This is a genomic window from Collinsella aerofaciens (assembly GCF_039836695.1).
In the GTDB taxonomy this organism is placed as follows: domain Bacteria; phylum Actinomycetota; class Coriobacteriia; order Coriobacteriales; family Coriobacteriaceae; genus Collinsella; species Collinsella aerofaciens_BD.
Map to the genome: position 1 here is coordinate 22,952 of NZ_JBDPAC010000011.1, position 18,582 is coordinate 41,533.

12 protein-coding genes are annotated in these 18,582 nt (G+C 58.9%); 7 read left to right on the forward strand and 5 right to left on the reverse strand.

Going from position 1 to position 18,582, the window contains the following annotated elements; all coding sequences use genetic code 11:
• Positions 1-5 precede the first annotated feature (5 nt).
• Entirely contained in the window at positions 6-1,886 is a 1,881-nt protein-coding gene (locus ABG996_RS06450; protein ID WP_347479051.1) for a diguanylate cyclase, read from the reverse strand.
• 211 nt (positions 1,887-2,097) lie between these two features.
• Positions 2,098-2,895, reverse strand: a complete 798-nt coding sequence (locus ABG996_RS06455) for an alpha/beta fold hydrolase (protein ID WP_347479049.1) — start codon at positions 2,893-2,895, stop codon at positions 2,098-2,100.
• Positions 2,896-3,120: 225 nt separating this feature from the next.
• Here ABG996_RS06455 and ABG996_RS06460 point away from each other — a divergent pair, with 225 nt between their 5' ends.
• From ABG996_RS06460 to ABG996_RS06470, 3 genes are all read left to right on the forward strand, one after another.
• The gene (locus tag ABG996_RS06460; protein ID WP_347479047.1) at positions 3,121-3,897 is read left to right on the forward strand and encodes a radical SAM protein; all 777 of its coding nucleotides are present in this window, start codon (positions 3,121-3,123) and stop codon (positions 3,895-3,897) included.
• A gap of 160 nt (positions 3,898-4,057) precedes the next feature.
• Complete coding sequence (locus tag ABG996_RS06465; protein ID WP_347479045.1) at positions 4,058-4,945, forward strand: methionyl aminopeptidase; 888 nt, start codon at positions 4,058-4,060, stop codon at positions 4,943-4,945.
• An 86-nt stretch (positions 4,946-5,031) separates the two neighbouring features.
• Positions 5,032-5,967, forward strand: coding sequence for a D-2-hydroxyacid dehydrogenase (locus ABG996_RS06470; protein WP_347479043.1), 936 nt, complete (start codon positions 5,032-5,034; stop codon positions 5,965-5,967).
• Between the two features lie 281 nt (positions 5,968-6,248).
• On the opposite strand, the gene ABG996_RS06475 is transcribed toward ABG996_RS06470, so the two are convergent.
• Positions 6,249-7,634: a M18 family aminopeptidase gene (locus tag ABG996_RS06475; protein ID WP_347479042.1), complete on the reverse strand. Its 1,386-nt coding sequence runs from the start codon at positions 7,632-7,634 to the stop codon at positions 6,249-6,251.
• A gap of 161 nt (positions 7,635-7,795) precedes the next feature.
• Between ABG996_RS06475 and ABG996_RS06480 the strand changes: the two genes are divergently transcribed.
• Complete coding sequence (locus ABG996_RS06480; protein ID WP_347479039.1) at positions 7,796-8,881, forward strand: carcinine hydrolase/isopenicillin-N N-acyltransferase family protein; 1,086 nt, start codon at positions 7,796-7,798, stop codon at positions 8,879-8,881.
• A 138-nt stretch (positions 8,882-9,019) separates the two neighbouring features.
• Positions 9,020-10,099, forward strand: coding sequence for a 6-phosphofructokinase (locus ABG996_RS06485; protein ID WP_117821054.1), 1,080 nt, complete (start codon positions 9,020-9,022; stop codon positions 10,097-10,099).
• Positions 10,100-10,640: 541 nt separating this feature from the next.
• Here ABG996_RS06485 and ABG996_RS06490 read toward each other — a convergent pair.
• The gene (locus ABG996_RS06490) at positions 10,641-13,406 is read right to left on the reverse strand and encodes an FtsX-like permease family protein (protein ID WP_347479037.1); all 2,766 of its coding nucleotides are present in this window, start codon (positions 13,404-13,406) and stop codon (positions 10,641-10,643) included.
• A 5-nt stretch (positions 13,407-13,411) separates the two neighbouring features.
• Positions 13,412-14,113, reverse strand: coding sequence for an ABC transporter ATP-binding protein (locus ABG996_RS06495; RefSeq protein WP_118206577.1), 702 nt, complete (start codon positions 14,111-14,113; stop codon positions 13,412-13,414).
• Positions 14,114-14,384: 271 nt separating this feature from the next.
• On the opposite strand from ABG996_RS06495, the gene ABG996_RS06500 reads away from it, so the two are divergent.
• Positions 14,385-15,023 carry a GyrI-like domain-containing protein gene (locus tag ABG996_RS06500; protein ID WP_347479034.1) on the forward strand — a complete coding sequence of 213 codons (639 nt, stop codon included), beginning with the start codon at positions 14,385-14,387 and terminating at the stop codon, positions 15,021-15,023.
• Positions 15,024-15,230: 207 nt separating this feature from the next.
• A complete protein-coding gene (gene cas9 / locus ABG996_RS06505) occupies positions 15,231-18,242 on the forward strand; it encodes a type II CRISPR RNA-guided endonuclease Cas9 (RefSeq protein ID WP_347479033.1) in 3,012 nt (1,003 codons plus the stop codon).
• Positions 18,243-18,582: the final 340 nt, after the last annotated feature.

Genomic DNA, 18,582 nt, shown 5'->3' on the forward strand with positions numbered 1-18,582 from the left:
TCAAACTAAATCGTGGGAAACGCGACGACATCGGCGGGGCGTGCCAACGTCTCGGCAATACGGTCTTGCACCTCAAGCAGGCAGTCGAGCAACAGTGGGTTAAAGGTGCCGCACTTACCGTCCAGGATCATCTGGATCGCCTCCTTGTGCGGGATAGCGTCCTTGTACACGCGCACGCTCGTCAGCGCATCATACACGTCGGCCACCGAGACCACCTGCGCGGCAATGGGAATCTCGTCGCCCTTAAGGCCATCGGGATAGCCCTTGCCGTCCCAGCGCTCGTGATGCCAACGCGCAATCTGGTACGCATATTCCATAAGCGCATTGCCGACGTGATGGCGGCCCAGCTCAAGCAACATGTCGGCGCCCATCGTGGTATGCGTCTTCATAATCTCGAACTCCTCGGGCGTAAGGCGCCCGGGTTTGTTGAGAATCGCATCGTCAATCGACATCTTGCCGATATCGTGCAGCGCCGAAGCCAAGGCAATCGTGGAGCGTTCCTCATTGTCGAGGGAGATCGTGCCGCTACGCTGGACCAGACAGCCAAGCAGCAGCTCGGTCAGCTTCTCGATGTTCGTAACGTGCCTGCCGCTCTCGCCATTGCGAAGCTCCATGACGCCGGCCATGATGTCGATGAGCATGCGACTGTTCTTGACGCGCTCGTTGTACTGCTGGGACAGCAGGCTCGTCAGGCGGCGCTGCTTGGCGTATAGGCGGATGGTGTTGCTTACACGGCGGCGCACGACACGGGAGTCAAACGGGCGGTTGATATAGTCCGAGGCGCCCAGCTCGTACGCGCGCAGAACCATATCATCGGAATCTTCGCTCGAAATCATGATAAAAGGCAGATTGTCGATACCCGATCGGCGCGACAGATCGGCCAGCACCTCAAAGCCGCTTATGCCCGGCATGACAATATCCAGCAGCACGAGCGACAGCTCATCGCCATAGCGGTCGACCATGTCGAGCGCCGTACGACCGTTGGCGGCCTCGAGGATGCAGTACTCGTCCTTAAGCATCTCGTTGAGAATGGCTCGGTTCATCTCGGAGTCATCGACAATAAGCACCAAAGGCTTTTCGCTTTGGAAGGCTTCGATGGAATCGGCATCGGTCACGACCGTACCGGCTTTTGCCTTAGCGCGGCTCAATAACTGGACAGCGCGGCCAACGCCCTCATCGACCGTCTCGCCATGCATGCGAACGCCACCAACACATGCCGTCAAGCTCACGTACTCATGGCCCGGAACAATCGTGGCATGAACGGCATCGGACACCTGATGCAGGCGACGGGTGAAGTCATCGGAGGGAATATTGGGCATGACAACCACAAACTTGTCGCAGCCATAGCGTACGAGCTCGTCAGTCGAACGAATTCCGCTGCGTATGGCCGTCGCCACAGCACCGAGCGCAAGGTCGCCGGCATGACGGCCACACGTATCGTTGAAGACCCTAAAATCATCAAGGTCGATCACCGCAACGCCGGCATTCATGCGGGCGCTACGGAGCTTTTCCTCGTAATATCGGCGATTGCGCACACTCGTCAGCACGTCGGTGTAGACAAGGTCCTCTTCTGCAGTCTCTTGTTCATCGATCGGACGCACCATCAGCAGGACGTGAGGCTCGCCCTCGACCTTCAGAGGGCGTAGGCGGGCGCGGTACTCAACACCATCGTTGAGCAGTTGCTCCGACACCTCATCGGAATCTGCCAAGGCCTCAAGACTCGACTGACACAGACAAGGGCACCGATTGCCGGCGAGCAGGCAGTTAGGCTCGCTCTTAATCTGATCGGCCGACAGCAAACGCACCACGGGGTAGGTCTTCGCGACGCGGGCGACCTCAGCGGCAGCCTCCTCGTCGGTTAGATTGACCTCGTGATTTTTGAGCATATGGGGCCCTTTCGATAGTTTCGCATGGTAGCGGTGGGTTCCAAATGCTACAAGGGTAACACCTTGCCGATGCAGGCAAGCACGTGAATGCTGTTACATTTTTATGACCTGGCAAACGGCGGTGATGGAGCCGCGGGCGCGTGGTTATTGGCGCATTCGTTAACAATGACGAAACGCTAACAGCCCCTCTCCCCGCAGGTCATCGAGCGTGCTAACGCTCCAAGACATCGCGAACGGCGTTTGCCGCCGTAACGGGGCGATCGCGCAGACCGTTATGCGCGCCCGGGATCGTCACGAGGGGGCAATCGAGATATTCGGCAGCCGCTCGCGTACCAGCCTCGCGGGGCGTACCGACCGAGAGCTCGCCCAAAAACACGGCCGACACCGCCTTTGACGCGCGGGCGCGCTCCCAGTCGGGAGCATATGTCATATTCGTTCCATATTCGTTCGCCATAAAGCAACGACCATTGCGCAGGGCATGTTTGGCTTCCGCTTCGGTCGTCCCGGGAGCCTCGGGGTCCAAGTCGCCGAGGGCTCCCAAGAAAAGCCGGAGCGCCCTTGAAACCTTTCCAGCCGCAATCATATCGAGCAAAACCGGAGCTGCACCCATACCGACGCCTTCGGCCGACACAGCCGGCTCATGCAGAATCGCACGGGCGACGAGATGGGGTTCGGTGCGAAGAAGCTCCAGCGCCACCAACGTACCGGCGCTATGCGCAAGCACATTTGCCGGAGCGCCAACGTGTTCGATCACGGCTTGCAGGTCGGCGGCCTGAGCGGCAAGATCATAGCTGCCGTCTGCCGCATCGCTGCTGCCACCGCAGCCGCGGCGGTCGTAGGCAATTACGCGGTAGTTGCGGCTGAGCTCACAAGCGATACCGTCGAAAAATGTGCCGTCGACACAAGCGCCGTGCACGCACACCAAGGCAGGAGCATCAGGCGACACATCCGGGCCGGCATATTCGCGACAGGCAATCGTGGTGCCCGCATTCTCGACCGTAAAATCCATGTTGTGCCCCCATCATCAATGCTCATCCAGTTGCACGTCAGTGCGGTTGGATGGACCCGCATTGCCTTACACCTTGTTAACAGATTAACTTTACCCGACCCGAGGCTTTTCATGACACGGCATAATGAGCGACGTGAAAAAACGAAACTTGTAAAGCAAGAGCCCGCACCTTGCTTTGGAGCCGATGCTATGCTTAGGCACAATTGTCTTGAGGAGCATATGCCTATGTCTACGTTTTTGAATGCCAGCCCCATCTTTGGGCCCGTTCGCAGCCGTCGCCTTGGTCTCTCGCTCGGCGTCAACATGATGCCGGCCAGCGGCAAAATCTGCACGTTCGACTGCATTTACTGCGAAAACGGCCTCAACGCCGAGCGCCCCTGCCATGAGCCGTACAACACAGCCGCCGTGGTACTCGACGCGCTCGAGGCAAAGCTCCGCGAGATGGCAGCCGAGGGCGAGCTCCCCGATGTGATCACCTTCGCAGGCAACGGCGAGCCCACCGCCGCACCGGAGTTTCCGCAGGCCATCGCCGGCGCCGTCGCGCTGCGCGATCAGCTGGCCCCAAACTCCAAAATCGCCGTGCTCTCCAACGGTACGCGCGCCGACTGCCCCGAGGTGCACGATGCGCTCATGATGGTCGACGACAACATTCTTAAGCTCGATACGGTCGATCCGGCATTTATCCAGCTGCTCGACCAGCCTGTTGGCCCCTACGACGTCGAGCACCAGATTGAGACGTTCGCAAGCTTTGACGGTCACGTTATTATCCAGACGATCTTTTTGACCGGTGAGTATCTGGGCAAGCCCATCGACAACACCGGCGAGGAGTACGTTGCCCCCTGGCTCGCGGCGCTTGAGCGCATTCGCCCACAAGAAGCGACCATCTACACGGTGGCGCGCGAGACACCAATCGCCGGCCTTGCCAAAGCGGCGCCCGAGGCGCTCGACGCCATTGCCGCGCGCGTCCAAGCCCTCGGCGTTCCCTGCCAGGTGAGCTACTAGCAAAACCACGCAGCAGCCAGTGTCCGCCATCCCGCTCCATCAGTTGCGGTGATATAGTTCCTATTTATGCTGTTAAACCGCTTAAATCGGAACTATATCACCGCAACTTTTATGGACGCGTGGGTGGGCTATACTAGCTGCGGATGAAAGGAAGTTAGCCATGTATGACAAAGGACCCGTGCCCGGCCGCAACGACGCTTGCTGGTGCGGCAGCGGCAAGAAATACAAGAAATGCCACAGCGCCTTTGATGAGCGCCTCGAGCGCTTGTGGGAAGAGGGCTGGGAGGTTCTGCCCCGCACGCTCTACAAGACGCCCGCCGATATCGAGGGCATCAAGCGCTCGGCCGCCATCAACGTGGGCGTGCTCGATTGCGTAGGCGAGCACATCGCCGCGGGCATGACCACCAACCAGATCGACCAGATGATCTACGACTACACCGTCGAGCACGGCGGCACGCCGGCCGACCTCAACTACGAGGGCTACCCCAAGAGCGTGTGCACCTCGATCAACGACGTCGTCTGCCACGGTATCCCCTGCGATACGGATGTGCTGCACGAAGGCGACATCATCAACGTGGATTGCTCCACGATCTTGGACGGCTACTTTAGCGACTCGAGCCGCATGTTCTGCATCGGCGAGGTCTCTGCCGAGCGCCAACGCCTGGTCGACGTCACCCGCGCCAGCGTGGAGGCGGGTCTGGCGGCCGTCAAGCCATGGCTACCGCTGTCCGTTATGGCCGAGGCCGTGCAAAAGACCGTCGAGGACGCCGGCTTTAGCGTGGTGCGCGAGTACGGCGGACACGGCATTGGCAAGGAGTTCCACGAGGACCCGTTTGTGGGCTTTACCACCGAAGCACCCGATGTGGACACCATCATGGCCCCGGGCATGGTCTTTACCATCGAGCCCATGGTCAATGCCGGAGCGCCCGACATCAAGATCAGTAAGGGTGACGGCTGGTGCGTGCGCACCAAGGATGGCAGCGATTCGGCCCAGTGCGAGGTACAGCTCGTGGTGACAGAGGACGGCTACGAGCTGCTGAGCTGGTAGCCCGGCGTTTTTATAGCGTTTTGCCTGATACAACCTGCCAAAATAAACCTGTCCCTTTTTGGTAGGTCGAGCGGAAAGGACTGCTTGTGAACATCCTGGTTTTGCTGCCCGTCAACGACCGCCATCGCGCGATCCTCGAGTCGAGCGCTCCGGGCGAGGACTTTATCTACACGAGCGCCGACGCCATCACGCGCGAGCAGGTCGCCGATGCCGACGTGATCTTGGGCAACATCGACCCTGACATGCTCACAGCATGCGAGCATCTCCAGCTGTTGCAACTGCAGACCGCGGGCTATGACGATTACTTGGCCGCCGGCACCGTGCCAGCCGACGCTAAGCTTTCCTGCTCGGTGGGCGCCTACGGCCAGGCTGTGAGCGAGCACATGTTTGCCATGGTCCTTTCCATGATGAAGCGCCTGCCCGGCTATCACGACTTGCAGCGCGAGCATCGCTGGGAGGATTTGGGGCCGGTCACCTCGCTCAAAAGCGCCAATGTGCTGGTGCTGGGCGCGGGCGATATCGGCGGCCACTTCGCCACGCTCTGCCGCGGCATGGGCGCGCACGTCCGCGGCATCAAGCGCCATCCGCTCGTCTACCCCATTGTGTTTGAGGACATGGACGGAATGGACGCCCTATCCGAGCGCCTGGCCGAGGCTGACATCGTCGCATCCTTTATGCCCAGCACACCCGAGACCCGCGGCCTGGCGAACGCCGAGTTCTTCGCCGCGATGAAACCGGGCGCCTTCTTTGCCAACGGCGGCCGCGGCGACCTTGTGGTCGCCGACGACTTGGTTGCCGCCCTGGAGTCGGGACATCTCGCCGGCGCCGCGGTCGACGTCACCGACCCCGAACCGTTGCCTGAAACAAGCCCACTGTGGGATGCGCCCAACATGCTCATCACGCCACACGTCTCCGGCTGGTTCCACCTAGCCGCCACGCTCAACAACGTGGTCGACATCGCCGCGGAAAATCTTCGCCATCTGCAAGCCGGCGAAACCCTGCGCTGCTGGATCGAACATTAAGAATTACGCCGTTTTACAAACGGCGTAATGAGCCGACGCTGCGAGCCCGCCGTTTGGCCAATCTGCCGTTCAATTTTAAAGGCGCGACCAGAAGGTCAGCGCCTTTTCATTTCACGGCACCTTGGCTCAAACGGCGGGCTCTCGCTGACTTTTATTCGACCTGCGGGATCTGACTAGCGCAGGCTCTGCCTATGAAGTCCTAGCAGTTCCGTCTTGTCGTTGGCGTTGAAGCATTTGCCCAGATAAAACCTGCCAAAATTGTCATCTCATCTTGGTCGATTTTAGAGCTCCACGCTTTCGGCGCCGTTGATGGTTAGGTTTCGCTCGTAGAAGGCCGTGAGGGCGCGGATGGCACACATCACGTCGCGCACGCCGCCGGTCTCGTAGCTCGAGTGCATGGCAAGCTGCGGCAGGCCCACGTCAACGGCATGCATGCTCGCCTGCATGTTCGACAGGTTGCCCAGGGTCGAACCGCCCGCCATATCGCTCTTGTTGGCGAAGGCCTGCGTGGGCACGTCGGCGTCATCGCAGATGGCTTGGAACACCGCGCGGCTAAAGGCATCGGTGCAGTAGTGCTGGTTGGCGGCTTCCTTGATGACAATACCGCCGTTGAGTACGACCTGGTTGCGGGCATCGCACTTCTCGGCATGGTTGGGGTGCACAGCATGCGCGTTGTCGCAGCTCACAAGCATCGAGGCGGCAAGCGCGCGATGGTACGACTCGTCATCGAAGCCCAGCGACCCGTTGATGCGTCGCAACGCGTCGGCCAAGAAGGTCGACATGGCGCCCTGCTTGGTCTCGGAGCCAACCTCCTCGTTATCAAAGCAGCAAAAGACCGAGACGTCGTGCGCGTTCTCGGTGCCCAAAAATGCCTGTAGCGAGGTATAGGCGCAAGCCAGGTCATCAAGCTTGGGCGTCGAGATAAACTCGTCGGCCCAGCCCCAAATGCGCGCATCCTGGCGGTTGACCAGGAACAAATCGCGGCCCAGAATTTGCTCGGGCTCAACGTCCAGCTCTTCGGCAATCAGGGCATCAAAATCTCCCTGCTTGAGTTCGCCGGCGCTGATGAGCGGGCACAGGTCGACGGCTCGGTTGGGAGCAAAGCTCTCGTTAACGCCACGGTTCATGTGGATGGCAAGGCTCGGGATGATGGCGACTTCGCGCTCGGTAGCGAGCAAACGACTCTCGATACGGTCGCCCTCGCGTACCAGCACGCGGCCCGCGAGTGCCAGCGGACGGTCGAACCAGGTGTAGTCGATCATGCCGCCGTAGGCCTCGGTGTTCAGGCGCAGCGTCTCGCCCGCGCCGTCGAGCTCGGGCACGGCCTTAACCTTAAACGTCGGCGAGTCGCTGTGCGACGCCGTCAGCTGAAAATGGTAGTCGCCGGCAACGCCGTCCTCGCCCCACGTAGCAGCCAGGTCCTCGCCCACCTTAAAGGCGATAACGCTCGAGGTGTTGCGCTGCGTGTAATAACGCCCGCCCGGCTCGATGTCCCACGCCGCGTTCTCGGACAGGTAGGTAAAGCCCGCCTCGTCGAGCTCGGCCATAATGGTCGCCGCCGTATGGAACATGCTGGGGCATGCCTCGATAAAGTCGATAAGGTCGTTGGCGGCCTCGATATCATCGGCCGTCACATGCGCGCGCTCGGGCGTTTCCTGATCCGTCATGCTCTCCCCTTTCGCTGGGTTGATGGTCCCTTCCAGCATACCCCGCCGCGCCAGCGCTGCACTCTTCATTCCGTGTTTAATCCCGCACCGCTCACCAAGTTGAGCCATCATGCCCGTGCACCTTTTGCGACAATTACGCTAACAGGACGAGAGGAGCCGCCATGAAGCCACGTAACATTGCCATCGCCTGCGGTGTCGCGGGAGTCGCCGTCGGCCTTGCCGCTGCCACCGGTATCGTTTATCACAAGCAAATCAAGTCCGCCGCGTCGCTCAAGCGCTTGACCGGCTACGCGGATGGCTATGACCTGTACGCAATCGACATCGCCTACGACTACGATCTTGATCGCATCATCGCCGCTGGCGTGCGCGACGACCAGGCCTACATCGATGCCGTGGTGGCGCAGGTGCTGCCCGGTGTGCCGGTACATGTCCAGGCGCCCCAGTTTGCCTGCAGCGCTTTTGTCGCCGTAGATGCCGAAGGCCGCGTGCGCACCGGTCGCAATTACGACTTTAAGGACGACACCTCGGCGCTGCTGGTGCGCAATCACCCACGCAACGGCTATGCCTCCATCGGGTTTGCTGCCCTTAACAACCTGGGCGATAACACTCCGTTTGACTCCGTCGGCGGACGCGCCGCCGCACTCATGGGCCCGTTTGCCCAGCTCGACGGTGTTAACGAATGCGGCGTGTCCATTGCCGTACTCACTCTGGATTCCAAGCCCTGTGACCAGGACACGCAACGCCCCGTCATCAATACCTCGCTCGCCATCCGTCTGGTGCTCGACCGTGCCGCCACCACGCAAGAAGCTGTCGACCTGCTTTCCGCCCACGACATGCACGCCATGGCAGGACGCGATTACCACTTCTTTATCAACGACGCCGCCGGTGACGCGCGCGTAGTAGAGTGGGACCCGCGCGATCCGGACCGCGCTTTCAAAGCGACTCCTGTACGCCAGGTTACGAACTTCTACGCCTGCTATGGCGACGAAGTGCTACCCAACCAAAAGAATGGCGAGCTGGGCCATGGTAAAGAGCGCGCCGTTGCAATCGCCGATGTCCTTGATACCCATGTCGGTGCCCAGGACGAAACGATTGTCTGGGAAGCCCTGCGTGCCGCAGCGCAAGAGCCCAATCCGGAAGACATCACCAGCAATACGCAATGGTCGGTCGTCTTTGACAATACCGAACCCGCCGCCGCCATTACGCTGCGCCGCCACTGGGGCGACGTCGACGCCTTCGCACTGTAAGGAGCCAGGCCCGTCGACCTTACGTTCCCTGACGTTGCTTACATTTCCATACGCTTGAGCTAACACGTTTACCCCCGTATCAACAGTGTGCGGGGGTAAACTTATGCGCATGTTATAACTTGCCCGGAAGGATTCATCATGCTCAGGATCGGTCTTCTTACCAGTGGCGGCGACTGCCAGGCGCTCAACGCCACCATGCGCGGCATCGTCAAAACGCTTATGACCAATAGCGAAGAGCCTATCGAGATTTATGGCTTTGAGGACGGCTATCAGGGCCTTATCTACAGCAGGTTCCGCGTCATGACGCCCGCCGATTTTAGCGGCATCCTCACCCGCGGCGGCACCATCCTGGGCACGAGCCGCACACCGTTCAAGCGTCTGGATACCCCCGAGGCCGATGGTGTCGAGAAGGTGCCGGCGATGGTCCACACCTATCATAAGCTGCAGCTCGACTGCCTGTTTATGCTGGGCGGTAACGGCTCCACCAAGACCGCCAACCGCCTGCGCGAAGAGGGCCTCAACGTTATCGCGCTGCCCAAGACCATCGATAACGACACCTGGGGCACCGAGCTGACGTTTGGCTTTACGAGCGCCATCGACGTCGCCACCAAGTGCATCGACGACATCCACACTACCGCCTCGAGTCACGGCCGCGTGTTTGTTATCGAGATCATGGGCCACAAGGTTGGCTGGATCCCGCTGTACGCCGGCGTCGCGGGCGGCGCGGATGTCATCTTGATTCCCGAGATTCCCTACGACATGGACCAGGTCATCAAGACCATTGAGCATCGCATGGAAACCGGCAGCCGCTTTACCATCGTGGCCGTCGCCGAGGGCGCTATCTCCAAGGAGGACGCGGCGCTGTCCAAGAAGGAGTACAAGAAGAAGCTCGCCGAGCGCACGAGCCCGTCGATTGTCTACGACATCGCCAAGGAGATTGAGGCCAAGACCGGTCGCGAGACCCGCGTCGCCATCCCCGGTCACACGCAGCGCGGCGGCCAGCCCGACGCCCAGGACCGCATCTTTGCGACCCAGTGCGGCGTCGAGGCCGCGCTTGGCTGCCTGCGCGGCGAGTTTGGCTACATGATTGCCCTGCGCGACGGCAAGATGTGCCACATGCCGCTCGAGGATGTCGCCGGCAAGCTCAAGTATGTCGACCCCCAGAGCGATCTGGTGCGTGAGGCCAAGGCGTTGGGCATCAGCTTCGGCGACGAATAGCCTCGGCTGGAACTGCTCTCATCGGAGGCCCCAGGGCTTACCTCCCAAATCGTCCTCGGACATGTCAGGATCCCGCCGTGCGCTTCGCGCGGCGGGATCCTTCCGTCCTGCGGAAAGATTTGGGAGGTAAGCCCTGGGGCCTCCTGCGGTAACTAAGGAGGCCATGGCTATTCGTCTTCTTGCTGCGGGTGCCTGGGGTAGGATGCGGCGTGCATTTTTGGGAGTATTCAGCAGCCGAGGGTGCCTGCATACTGGATTTTGGGCGAAAGGCAGGCACCATGAGCCGCATCCTGTAAAAAAACGAGCGGCTCTAGAGGCGTTGGGACTCAGAATCGGGGCTTTCAGCGCGGTTTTGTGCACCCGCCCCCGCGCCCGCGGACCCCGGGACGCTGAATACTCCGGAATTTGCACGGCGCCCCCTGGGGTACCTGTGGGCAAAAAGCAACCGCCCCGTCAAAGTATGCATTTGGCGGAGCGGTTTATGCAAAAATACTGCTGCGGGCGCGTCGGCAGCTCGCTAGAACTTGAATCCCAGGACAGGTTACTCGGCGCTCTTGAGGGCGCCGACCATGTCGATCTTGTTGAGGGTACGATTGGTGGCGAGGTTGACGATAAACGTAAAGCCAAAGGCCAGCAGCACGGCGAGCACGTAGCTCAGTGGCTCGACCTCGACGTCAAAGTACAGCGACGGCATCTGCAAAATGTAGGTAAAGCTCTCGGCCAGCAAGCCGCCCAGCGGCACGCCCAGCGCAGCGCCGATCGCCGTGAGGATCAACGTCTCCTTGTTGACGTAGTGGTGCACCTCGCCACGGCGGAAGCCCAGCACCTTGATGGTCGCCAGCTCGCGCTCGCGCTCGGAGATATTCGTGTTGGACAGCGTAAACACCACCACAAACGATAGGCACGCCGCCATAAAGGTCACGAGCACCACGACGGAATTGATGATAGTGAAGTTCGCCTCGAAGTTCTGCCAATGTTCAGCCGTGCTCGAGATGGTGAGCCAACCGTCGCTCTTAAGCTTCTTGCTAAACGCAATCTGATCGGCCGACGAGCCCTTAAGCAGCACAAAGACGCCGTTAAGGCGCGCACTTCGACCGAACGCGCGCTCATAGGTGCCCTGCGTCATGTAAAGCGTGTTGCCCAGATAGTTGAGCGAAATGTCGCTGACTTTGACCTTGGCTACGTTGAGCGACGAATCCTGGACGTGTGCCGTATCGCCCGGTTGAATCCCCAGTACCAGCTGTGAACTCTTGCTCAGATACACATCTCCGTCGCGCAAAGATAGAGGCTCTTTGGACTCATCCTCGAGACGCACGTAGTCGTCCAGGTCGTTCGTGCGGTCATCGGGCACCACGATCAGCTGCACGGTCTCGCTCTTGCCGCCAAATGTAAAGGTGACGTTGTCGGTCATAATCGGCAGCGTCGAAGTCACGGTCACGTCGGAATCCTTGGCTGCGCTTCGCTCGTCGAGCGCCGCGCACGTCTGCGAAAAATCGTCGGGATTGGCAACCGCCAGCAGGTCATAGCGCGTGATATGCCCGTACTGCTTGGGCGAAAGCGCGACCGACGTATCACGAATGCCCATGCCGCAAATCACAAGCGCCGTACAGCCCGCGATGCCAAAGATGGTCATAAAGGCGCGCTTTTTGTAGCGGAACAGGTTACGTGCTGCCACCTTGTTCAAAAAGCCCATGCGGCGCCAGATAAAGCCGATGCGCTCGAGCAAGATACGCGAGCCGGCGCGCGGGGCCTTGGGGCGCATGAGCGAGGCTGGGGTCTCGGCCATCTCGTGGCGGCAGGCAATAATCGTGGCGCCCACCACGCCCACGGCAAACAGCGCCACCGACACGAGCGACGACACGATATCGTACGAAAGCAGCATCTGGGGCAGCGAGTACATGTCGTCGAACACCGTAAACAGGAACAGCGGCAGGCCCACAAATCCGATGATATTGCCGAGCACGCCGCCGATCAGGCACGCCCACAGCGCATAGTCCACGTATTTGGACAGGATGCGCTCGCGCGAGTAGCCGAGCGCCTTGTACAGGCCAATGAGCGTGCGCTCCTCCTCGACCATACGCGTGGCGGTAGTGAGGCTGATGAGCACGGCGACGATAAAGAAGATGAAAGGGAACACCGTGGCGATGGCTTCAATTGACGAGCTATCGCTCTCCACGCTCGAGTAACTTGCGATATTGCCGCGGTCCTGGATGTACCAGGTGCATTCGCCCAGGTCAGAGAGCTCGGCGCGGGCATCGGCAAACTGCTGGTCGGCGGCGGCGCGACGCTGGTCCAGGTCGGCCTGCGCTTGCACGCGCTCCTCACTGCCCTCTGCCATGCGGTTGATGTTGCCCTGTTCAATCCCAAAGAGCATATTCGCCTGGCGCTCAGCCGCATCTAAGCTTGCCGGCGTGTCGACTGTCAGCTCCTTAGCGCGCGCCTTCTCACGCTCCTCGCGGATCTTCTCGATATTGTCCTTGACCTTGTTGATCTTTGCCGCGTAGGCATCGGAATAGGAGTTGAGGCTCTTGGCTCCCTCGACGATCACGTGGACCGCGGAGTAGGAAGAAGATGTCGCGGCGTCCTCGCTCACATAGAACTTATAGTCCGCCGCCGAAGCAGCGCGAAAGGCGTTGACTGTCGAGTCGGAGCTCACATCAGTGGGATCGAGGACCTCGGCCGTAATGGTGTAATCGCCCGCGGCAAACTGATCCTTGGCGCTTTGGTTCGATGAACTTGCGTCATTGGCGGCAAAACTCACTGTATCGCCGAGCTTTTTGCCCGAAGCCTTCAGGAACTTCGAAGTCACCGCGACCTCATCGGCGCTCTCGGGCAAATCGCCGTTCACGAGCACCGGCTGATCGATGTTCTCCTTGGAGAGACTTTGCACGACCACTCGCTCGCGCGTTGTGCCCACGGCGGTGTAGGCGGTCTCGGTGTAGATACCCTCAGCCGTCTCGACGCCGTCGACCTCTTGGATAGCCGCAAGATCGTCGCGTGTAAGGCCATAGGTCGACTGCACGTTAATGTCATAGACATTCTGCTGGTCAAAATACGCGTCGACCGAATCGCACAGATCCTCGCAGCCCGCCTTAAGGCCGCACATCACACTCACGCCGAGAGCGGTGATAACCACGATGGACAAAAAGCGCTTAAGACTGCCCCGAATCGTGCGGTAGATGCCACGGCGAAAAACCGTCGGCACCATATCGTTTGAGCTTTGGGCAGTGCGGTAGGTCGTAAAATCCTGCTCGCGCTCCGTGTTCCGCGCGTCGCGGCGTTGGCTGTTTTGGCGGTCCTGATCCATGGGCGCTACCACTCGATCGTCTCGATAGGCACGGGATTTTGCTGGACCGTCTCGCTCTCCACGCGACCGCTCTTAAAGCGAATCAGGCGATCGGCCATGGGCGCGAGCGCGGAGTTGTGCGTGATGATGATGACCGTAATGCCCTGCTTGCGGCAGGTATCCTGCAGCAGCTGCAAGATCTGCTTGCCGGTTTTATAGTCGAGCGCGCCCGTGGGCTCGTCGCACAGAAGCAGCTTGGGGTTCTTTGCCAGTGCGCGGGCGATGGACACGCGCTGCTGCTCGCCGCCCGAAAGCTGTGCCGGAAAGTTGCCCAGGCGCTCGCCCAGGCCAACCTGACGAAGCGTCTGTTCGGCATCGAGCGAATCGGGGCAAATCTGAGCTGCGAGCTCAACGTTTTCGAGGGCCGTCAGGTTGGGAACCAGATTGTAGAACTGGAAGACAAAACCGACATCGGCGCGGCGGTATTCCACGAGCTGCGCCTCGTTAGCGGAGCTCACATCGCGCCCGTCCACCGTCACGGTGCCGGAGGTCGCCGTATCCATGCCGCCCAGAATGTTGAGCGCCGTGGTCTTGCCGGCACCCGAGGCACCCAGGATAATGGCGAGCTCGCCGCGCTCGACCGTAAAGCTCGCGCCGTCGAGCGCGTGGATGCGGGCATCGCCCTCGCCGTATGCTTTGATGACGTCTTTAAATTCGATATAGGCCATCGATTGGTTCCCATCTGGTCGGATAACTCTCTAGTATTACCCATTTCCCACCTACCAAAAAGGGACAGGTTTATTTTGGCGGGTTTTATATGGGGAAATGGAAGCTATAGATGAGACGCCGGGGAGGCAGAGAAATCATCGATTGGGTCAGGCCGACCGCCAAACACAACGCACGCATCTCAATCTGTCAGCCAAATCATTCGAACAGCTGTTCGTTTCTATGATATGATTCGGCTATCTAAGCAGGCCAATACGCAGAAAGGCGGCCAACATGGCGTTCGACTTTAAGAAGGAATGCAAGGAGCTCTACAAACCTGCAAGCAAGCCGAGTATCGTAACTGTCCCGCCTATGAGCTACGTTGCCGTTCGCGGAAAGGGCGACCCAAATACCGAAGGTGGCGAGTATCAAAACGCCCTGCCGCTGCTTTACGGCATCGCCTATACCATCAAGATGTCGAAGAAAGGCTCAAGGAGTATCGAGGGCTATTTCGACTTTGTGGTACCGCCGCTCGAGGGTTTCTGGTGGCAAGACTCCCCGAGCGGCGACATCGATTATGTACGCAAGGACGATTTCAACTTTATCTCGTGCATCCGCCTGCCCGATTTCGTCACCCGAGATGACTTTGACTGGGCGGTCGCGGAAGCCACAACCAAAAAGAAACTGGACTTTTCCGCCGTCGAGCTGCTTAAAGTTGACGAGGGTCTCTGCGTTCAATGCATGCACACCGGGCCCTACGACAACGAACCGGCGACCGTAAACGCCATGCATGAATACACGACCGAGCAGGGCTATGTCCCCGACTTCTCAGACACCCGTTTACATCACGAAATCTATCTCTCCGATCCACGCAAGTGTGCGCCGGAGAAACTTAAGACTGTGGTTCGTCATCCTATCAAGCGCGCTGAATAGCGTGGAGCGCCGCCCCGCCATTCAATCTCAGGGCGGGATTCAGCCGGGTTTCAATTTCAACAAACAGCATCATCCGGAAACCGATATGTAAGGCTGTATAAATCGTTTCCGTTTGCCTAACAAAATGACCACTCGGCTAACAAGCTCGGCCCATGTCCTCACGCGATGGTACTGTTCTCTAGAGTTCTTATTAGAGAGGGATGCTCCATGGAGATCACCATCAATCGCGAAATTGGGAAGCTCGGACTTCCCAGGCATCTTGTGCTTGGCATGGATCCAGGTATTGCAAGCTGCGGATTCGCACTTATCGACACAGCTAATCATGAAATCCTGGATTTGGGCGTCAGATTATTTGACTCTCCAACTCATCCTAAAACGGGCCAAAGTCTTGCGGTTATTCGCAGGGGCTTCCGCTCTACCCGTCGAAACATTGACCGTACCCAGGCGCGCTTGAAGCACTGTCTCCAAGTCTTCAAGGCTCATGGCCTCATCCCCCAAGACGCCACCAAAGAGTACTTCCACACCACAAAAGGCGACAAGCAGCCGCTCAAGCTTCGTGTTGATGGTCTTGACCGCCTGCTCAGCGATCGCGAGTGGGCGCTAGTCCTTTACTCCCTCTGCAAGCGCCGTGGATACATCCCCCACGGAGAAGGCAATCAGGATAAATCAAGCGAAGGCGGCAAGGTTCTATCTGCCCTTGCGGCCAACAAGGAGGCAATTGCGGAGGCCTCGTGCCGCACCGTTGGCGAATGGCTCGCTCAGCAACCTCAAAGTCGCAATCGCGGCGGCAATTACGACAAGTGTGTAACGCACGCCCAGCTTATCGAAGAAACTCATATCCTATTTGATGCTCAACGCTCCTTTGGCTCCAAATACGCTTCGCCGGAACTTGAGGCCGCGTATATCGAGGTTTGCGATTGGGAGCGTTCGCGCAAAGACTTCGACCGCCGCACGTACGACCTCGTCGGACACTGCTCATACTTCCCAACAGAAAAACGAGCCGCACGCTGCACGCTTACGAGCGAACTCGTTTCAGCCTATGGGGCACTCGGCAACATCACCATCATCCACGATGACGGGACCTCTCGCGCCCTGAGCGCTACGGAGCGCGATGAGTGCATTGCAATCCTGTTCTCGTGCGAGCCAATTCGAGGCAACAAAGATTGTGCTGTTAAATTCGGCGCCCTCAGAAAAGCGCTCGACCTTAGTTCCGGCGATTACTTTAAGGGAGTTCCAGCCGCCGACGAAAAAACACGCGAGGTGTACAAGCCCAAGGGATGGCGCGTGCTCCGCAATACCCTCAATGCAGCCAACCCCATTCTCCTGCAGCGTTTGCGCGATGACCGTGATCTCGCCGATGCCGTTATGGAGGCGGTGGCATACTCTTCAGCTCTCCCCGTACTTCAGGAGAGGCTTCAGGGGCTGCCGCTTTCGGAAGCGGAAATCGAGGCGCTTTGTAGGCTTCCCTATTCATCCAAAGCTCTTAACGGCTATGGCAACCGTTCAAAAAAAGCACTCGACATGCTGCTCGATTGCCTCGAGGAGCCCGAGGTCTTCAACCTTACGCAGGCCGAAAATGACTGCGGCCTGCTGGGACTTCGCATCGCTGGCGCCCAGCTCGAGCGCTCCGATCGCCTGATGCCCTATGAGCTCTGGGCTGAACGCACCGGTCGAACCAATAACAACCCGGTCGTCATTCGCTCCATGTCGCAAATGCGAAAAGTGGTCAACGCCATCTGCCGCAAGTGGGGCGTGCCAAACGAAATCCACGTTGAGCTTGATCGAGAGCTCAGGTTGCCTCAGCGCGCAAAAGACGAGATTGCCAAGGCCAATAAGAAGAATGAGAAAAATCGTGAGCGCATTGCCGGACAAATTGCTGAACTGCGTGGCTGCACGGCAGATGAGGTCACAGGCAAACAGATAGAGAAGTACCGCCTGTGGGAAGAGCAGGAATGCTTCGACCTTTACACGGGCGCTAAAATCGAAGTCGATCGCCTAATTAGCGACGACACCTACACGCAGATCGACCATATCCTGCCGTTCTCTCGCACAGGAGAAAACTCGCGGAACAACAAAGTCCTAGTCCTCGCCAAAAGCAATCAGGACAAACGCGAACAGACGCCTTACGAATGGATGTCCCACGACGGTGCGCCTTCATGGGATGCTTTTGAGCGTCGCGTTCAAGAAAATCAGAAACTCAGCCGTCGCAAAAAGAACTTCTTGTTGGAGAAAGATCTTGATGCCAAAGAGGGCGATTTCTTAGCTCGAAGCTTTACCGATACTGCCTATATGTCACGAGAGGTATGTGCCTATCTCGCAGACTGCCTGCAGTTCCCCGATGATGGCGCAAAGGCACATGTTGTTCCTACCACTGGCAGAGCGACCGCATGGCTGCGTCGCAGGTGGGGGCTAAACTTTGGGTCGAATGGCGAAAAGGATCGCTCGGACGATCGTCACCATGCCACCGATGCTTGTGTGATTGCAGCATGCAGTCGAAGCCTCGTGATTAAAACCGCTCGGCTCAACCAAGAGACACACTGGAGCATAACCAGAGGTATGAACGAGATTCAGCGTCACGATGCCATAATGAAGGCCCTCGAAAGTGTTATGCCCTGGGAGACCTTTGCGAACGAAGTACGTGCGGCGCACGATTTCGTCGTACCCACACGCTTTGTTCCGCGCAAGGGAAAGGGCGAGCTGTTTGAGCAGACGGTCTATCGTTATGCCGGCGTCAACGCACAGGGTAAAGACCTCGCTCGCAAAGCGGGCTCCGACAAAGACATTGTCATGGGCAACGCCGTTGTATCGGCAGACGAGAAGTCGGTCATCAAGGTGAGCGAGATGTTGTGCCTGAGGCTCTGGCATGACCCGGAGGCCAAGAAGGGGCAGGGCGCTTGGTACGCAGACCCCGTCTATAAGGCGGATATTCCTGCACTTAAGGATGGGACGTATGTGCCTAGAATTGCGAAGGCCCACACTGGTCGAAAAGCCTGGAAGCCTGTTCCGAAAAGCGCCATGGCGAAGCCACCATTGGAAATATACTTTGATGATCTGGTGCAAATCGGCGATTTCATCGGACGATTTAGCGGCTACAACATCAATAGTGCCAACTGGTCTTTTACTGACAGGCTTACTAGATTGAACCTAAGCTGCCCCACCGTTGGACAACTAAACAACGACCTATCGCCTGTTGTTATCCGCGAATCTCCCATCAAATAAAGTAACCGCTCGCCCCGTACGCTCCCATTTTGACGTACGGGGCCCTTTTGCTCGATTGAGGACCCCCTTCCCCAAGGTGATACGCTCGGGCGTGCTCCCAGTCTGTCGAATGGTAGGTCTTGAGCACGCGCCCTTCCCCAAGGTGATACGCTGGTGAACACGTCGATGTGGTCGAGGTTCCAGTCTTGAGCACGCGCCCTTCCCCAAGGTGATACGCTAGACGAGGGGCCTAGGAGGTTCGCATTATGGTCTTGAGCACGCGCCCTTCCCCAAGGTGATACGCTCGAGTCGATCGGCAGGCACGTCGACGCCATGTCTTGAGCACGCGCCCTTCCCCAAA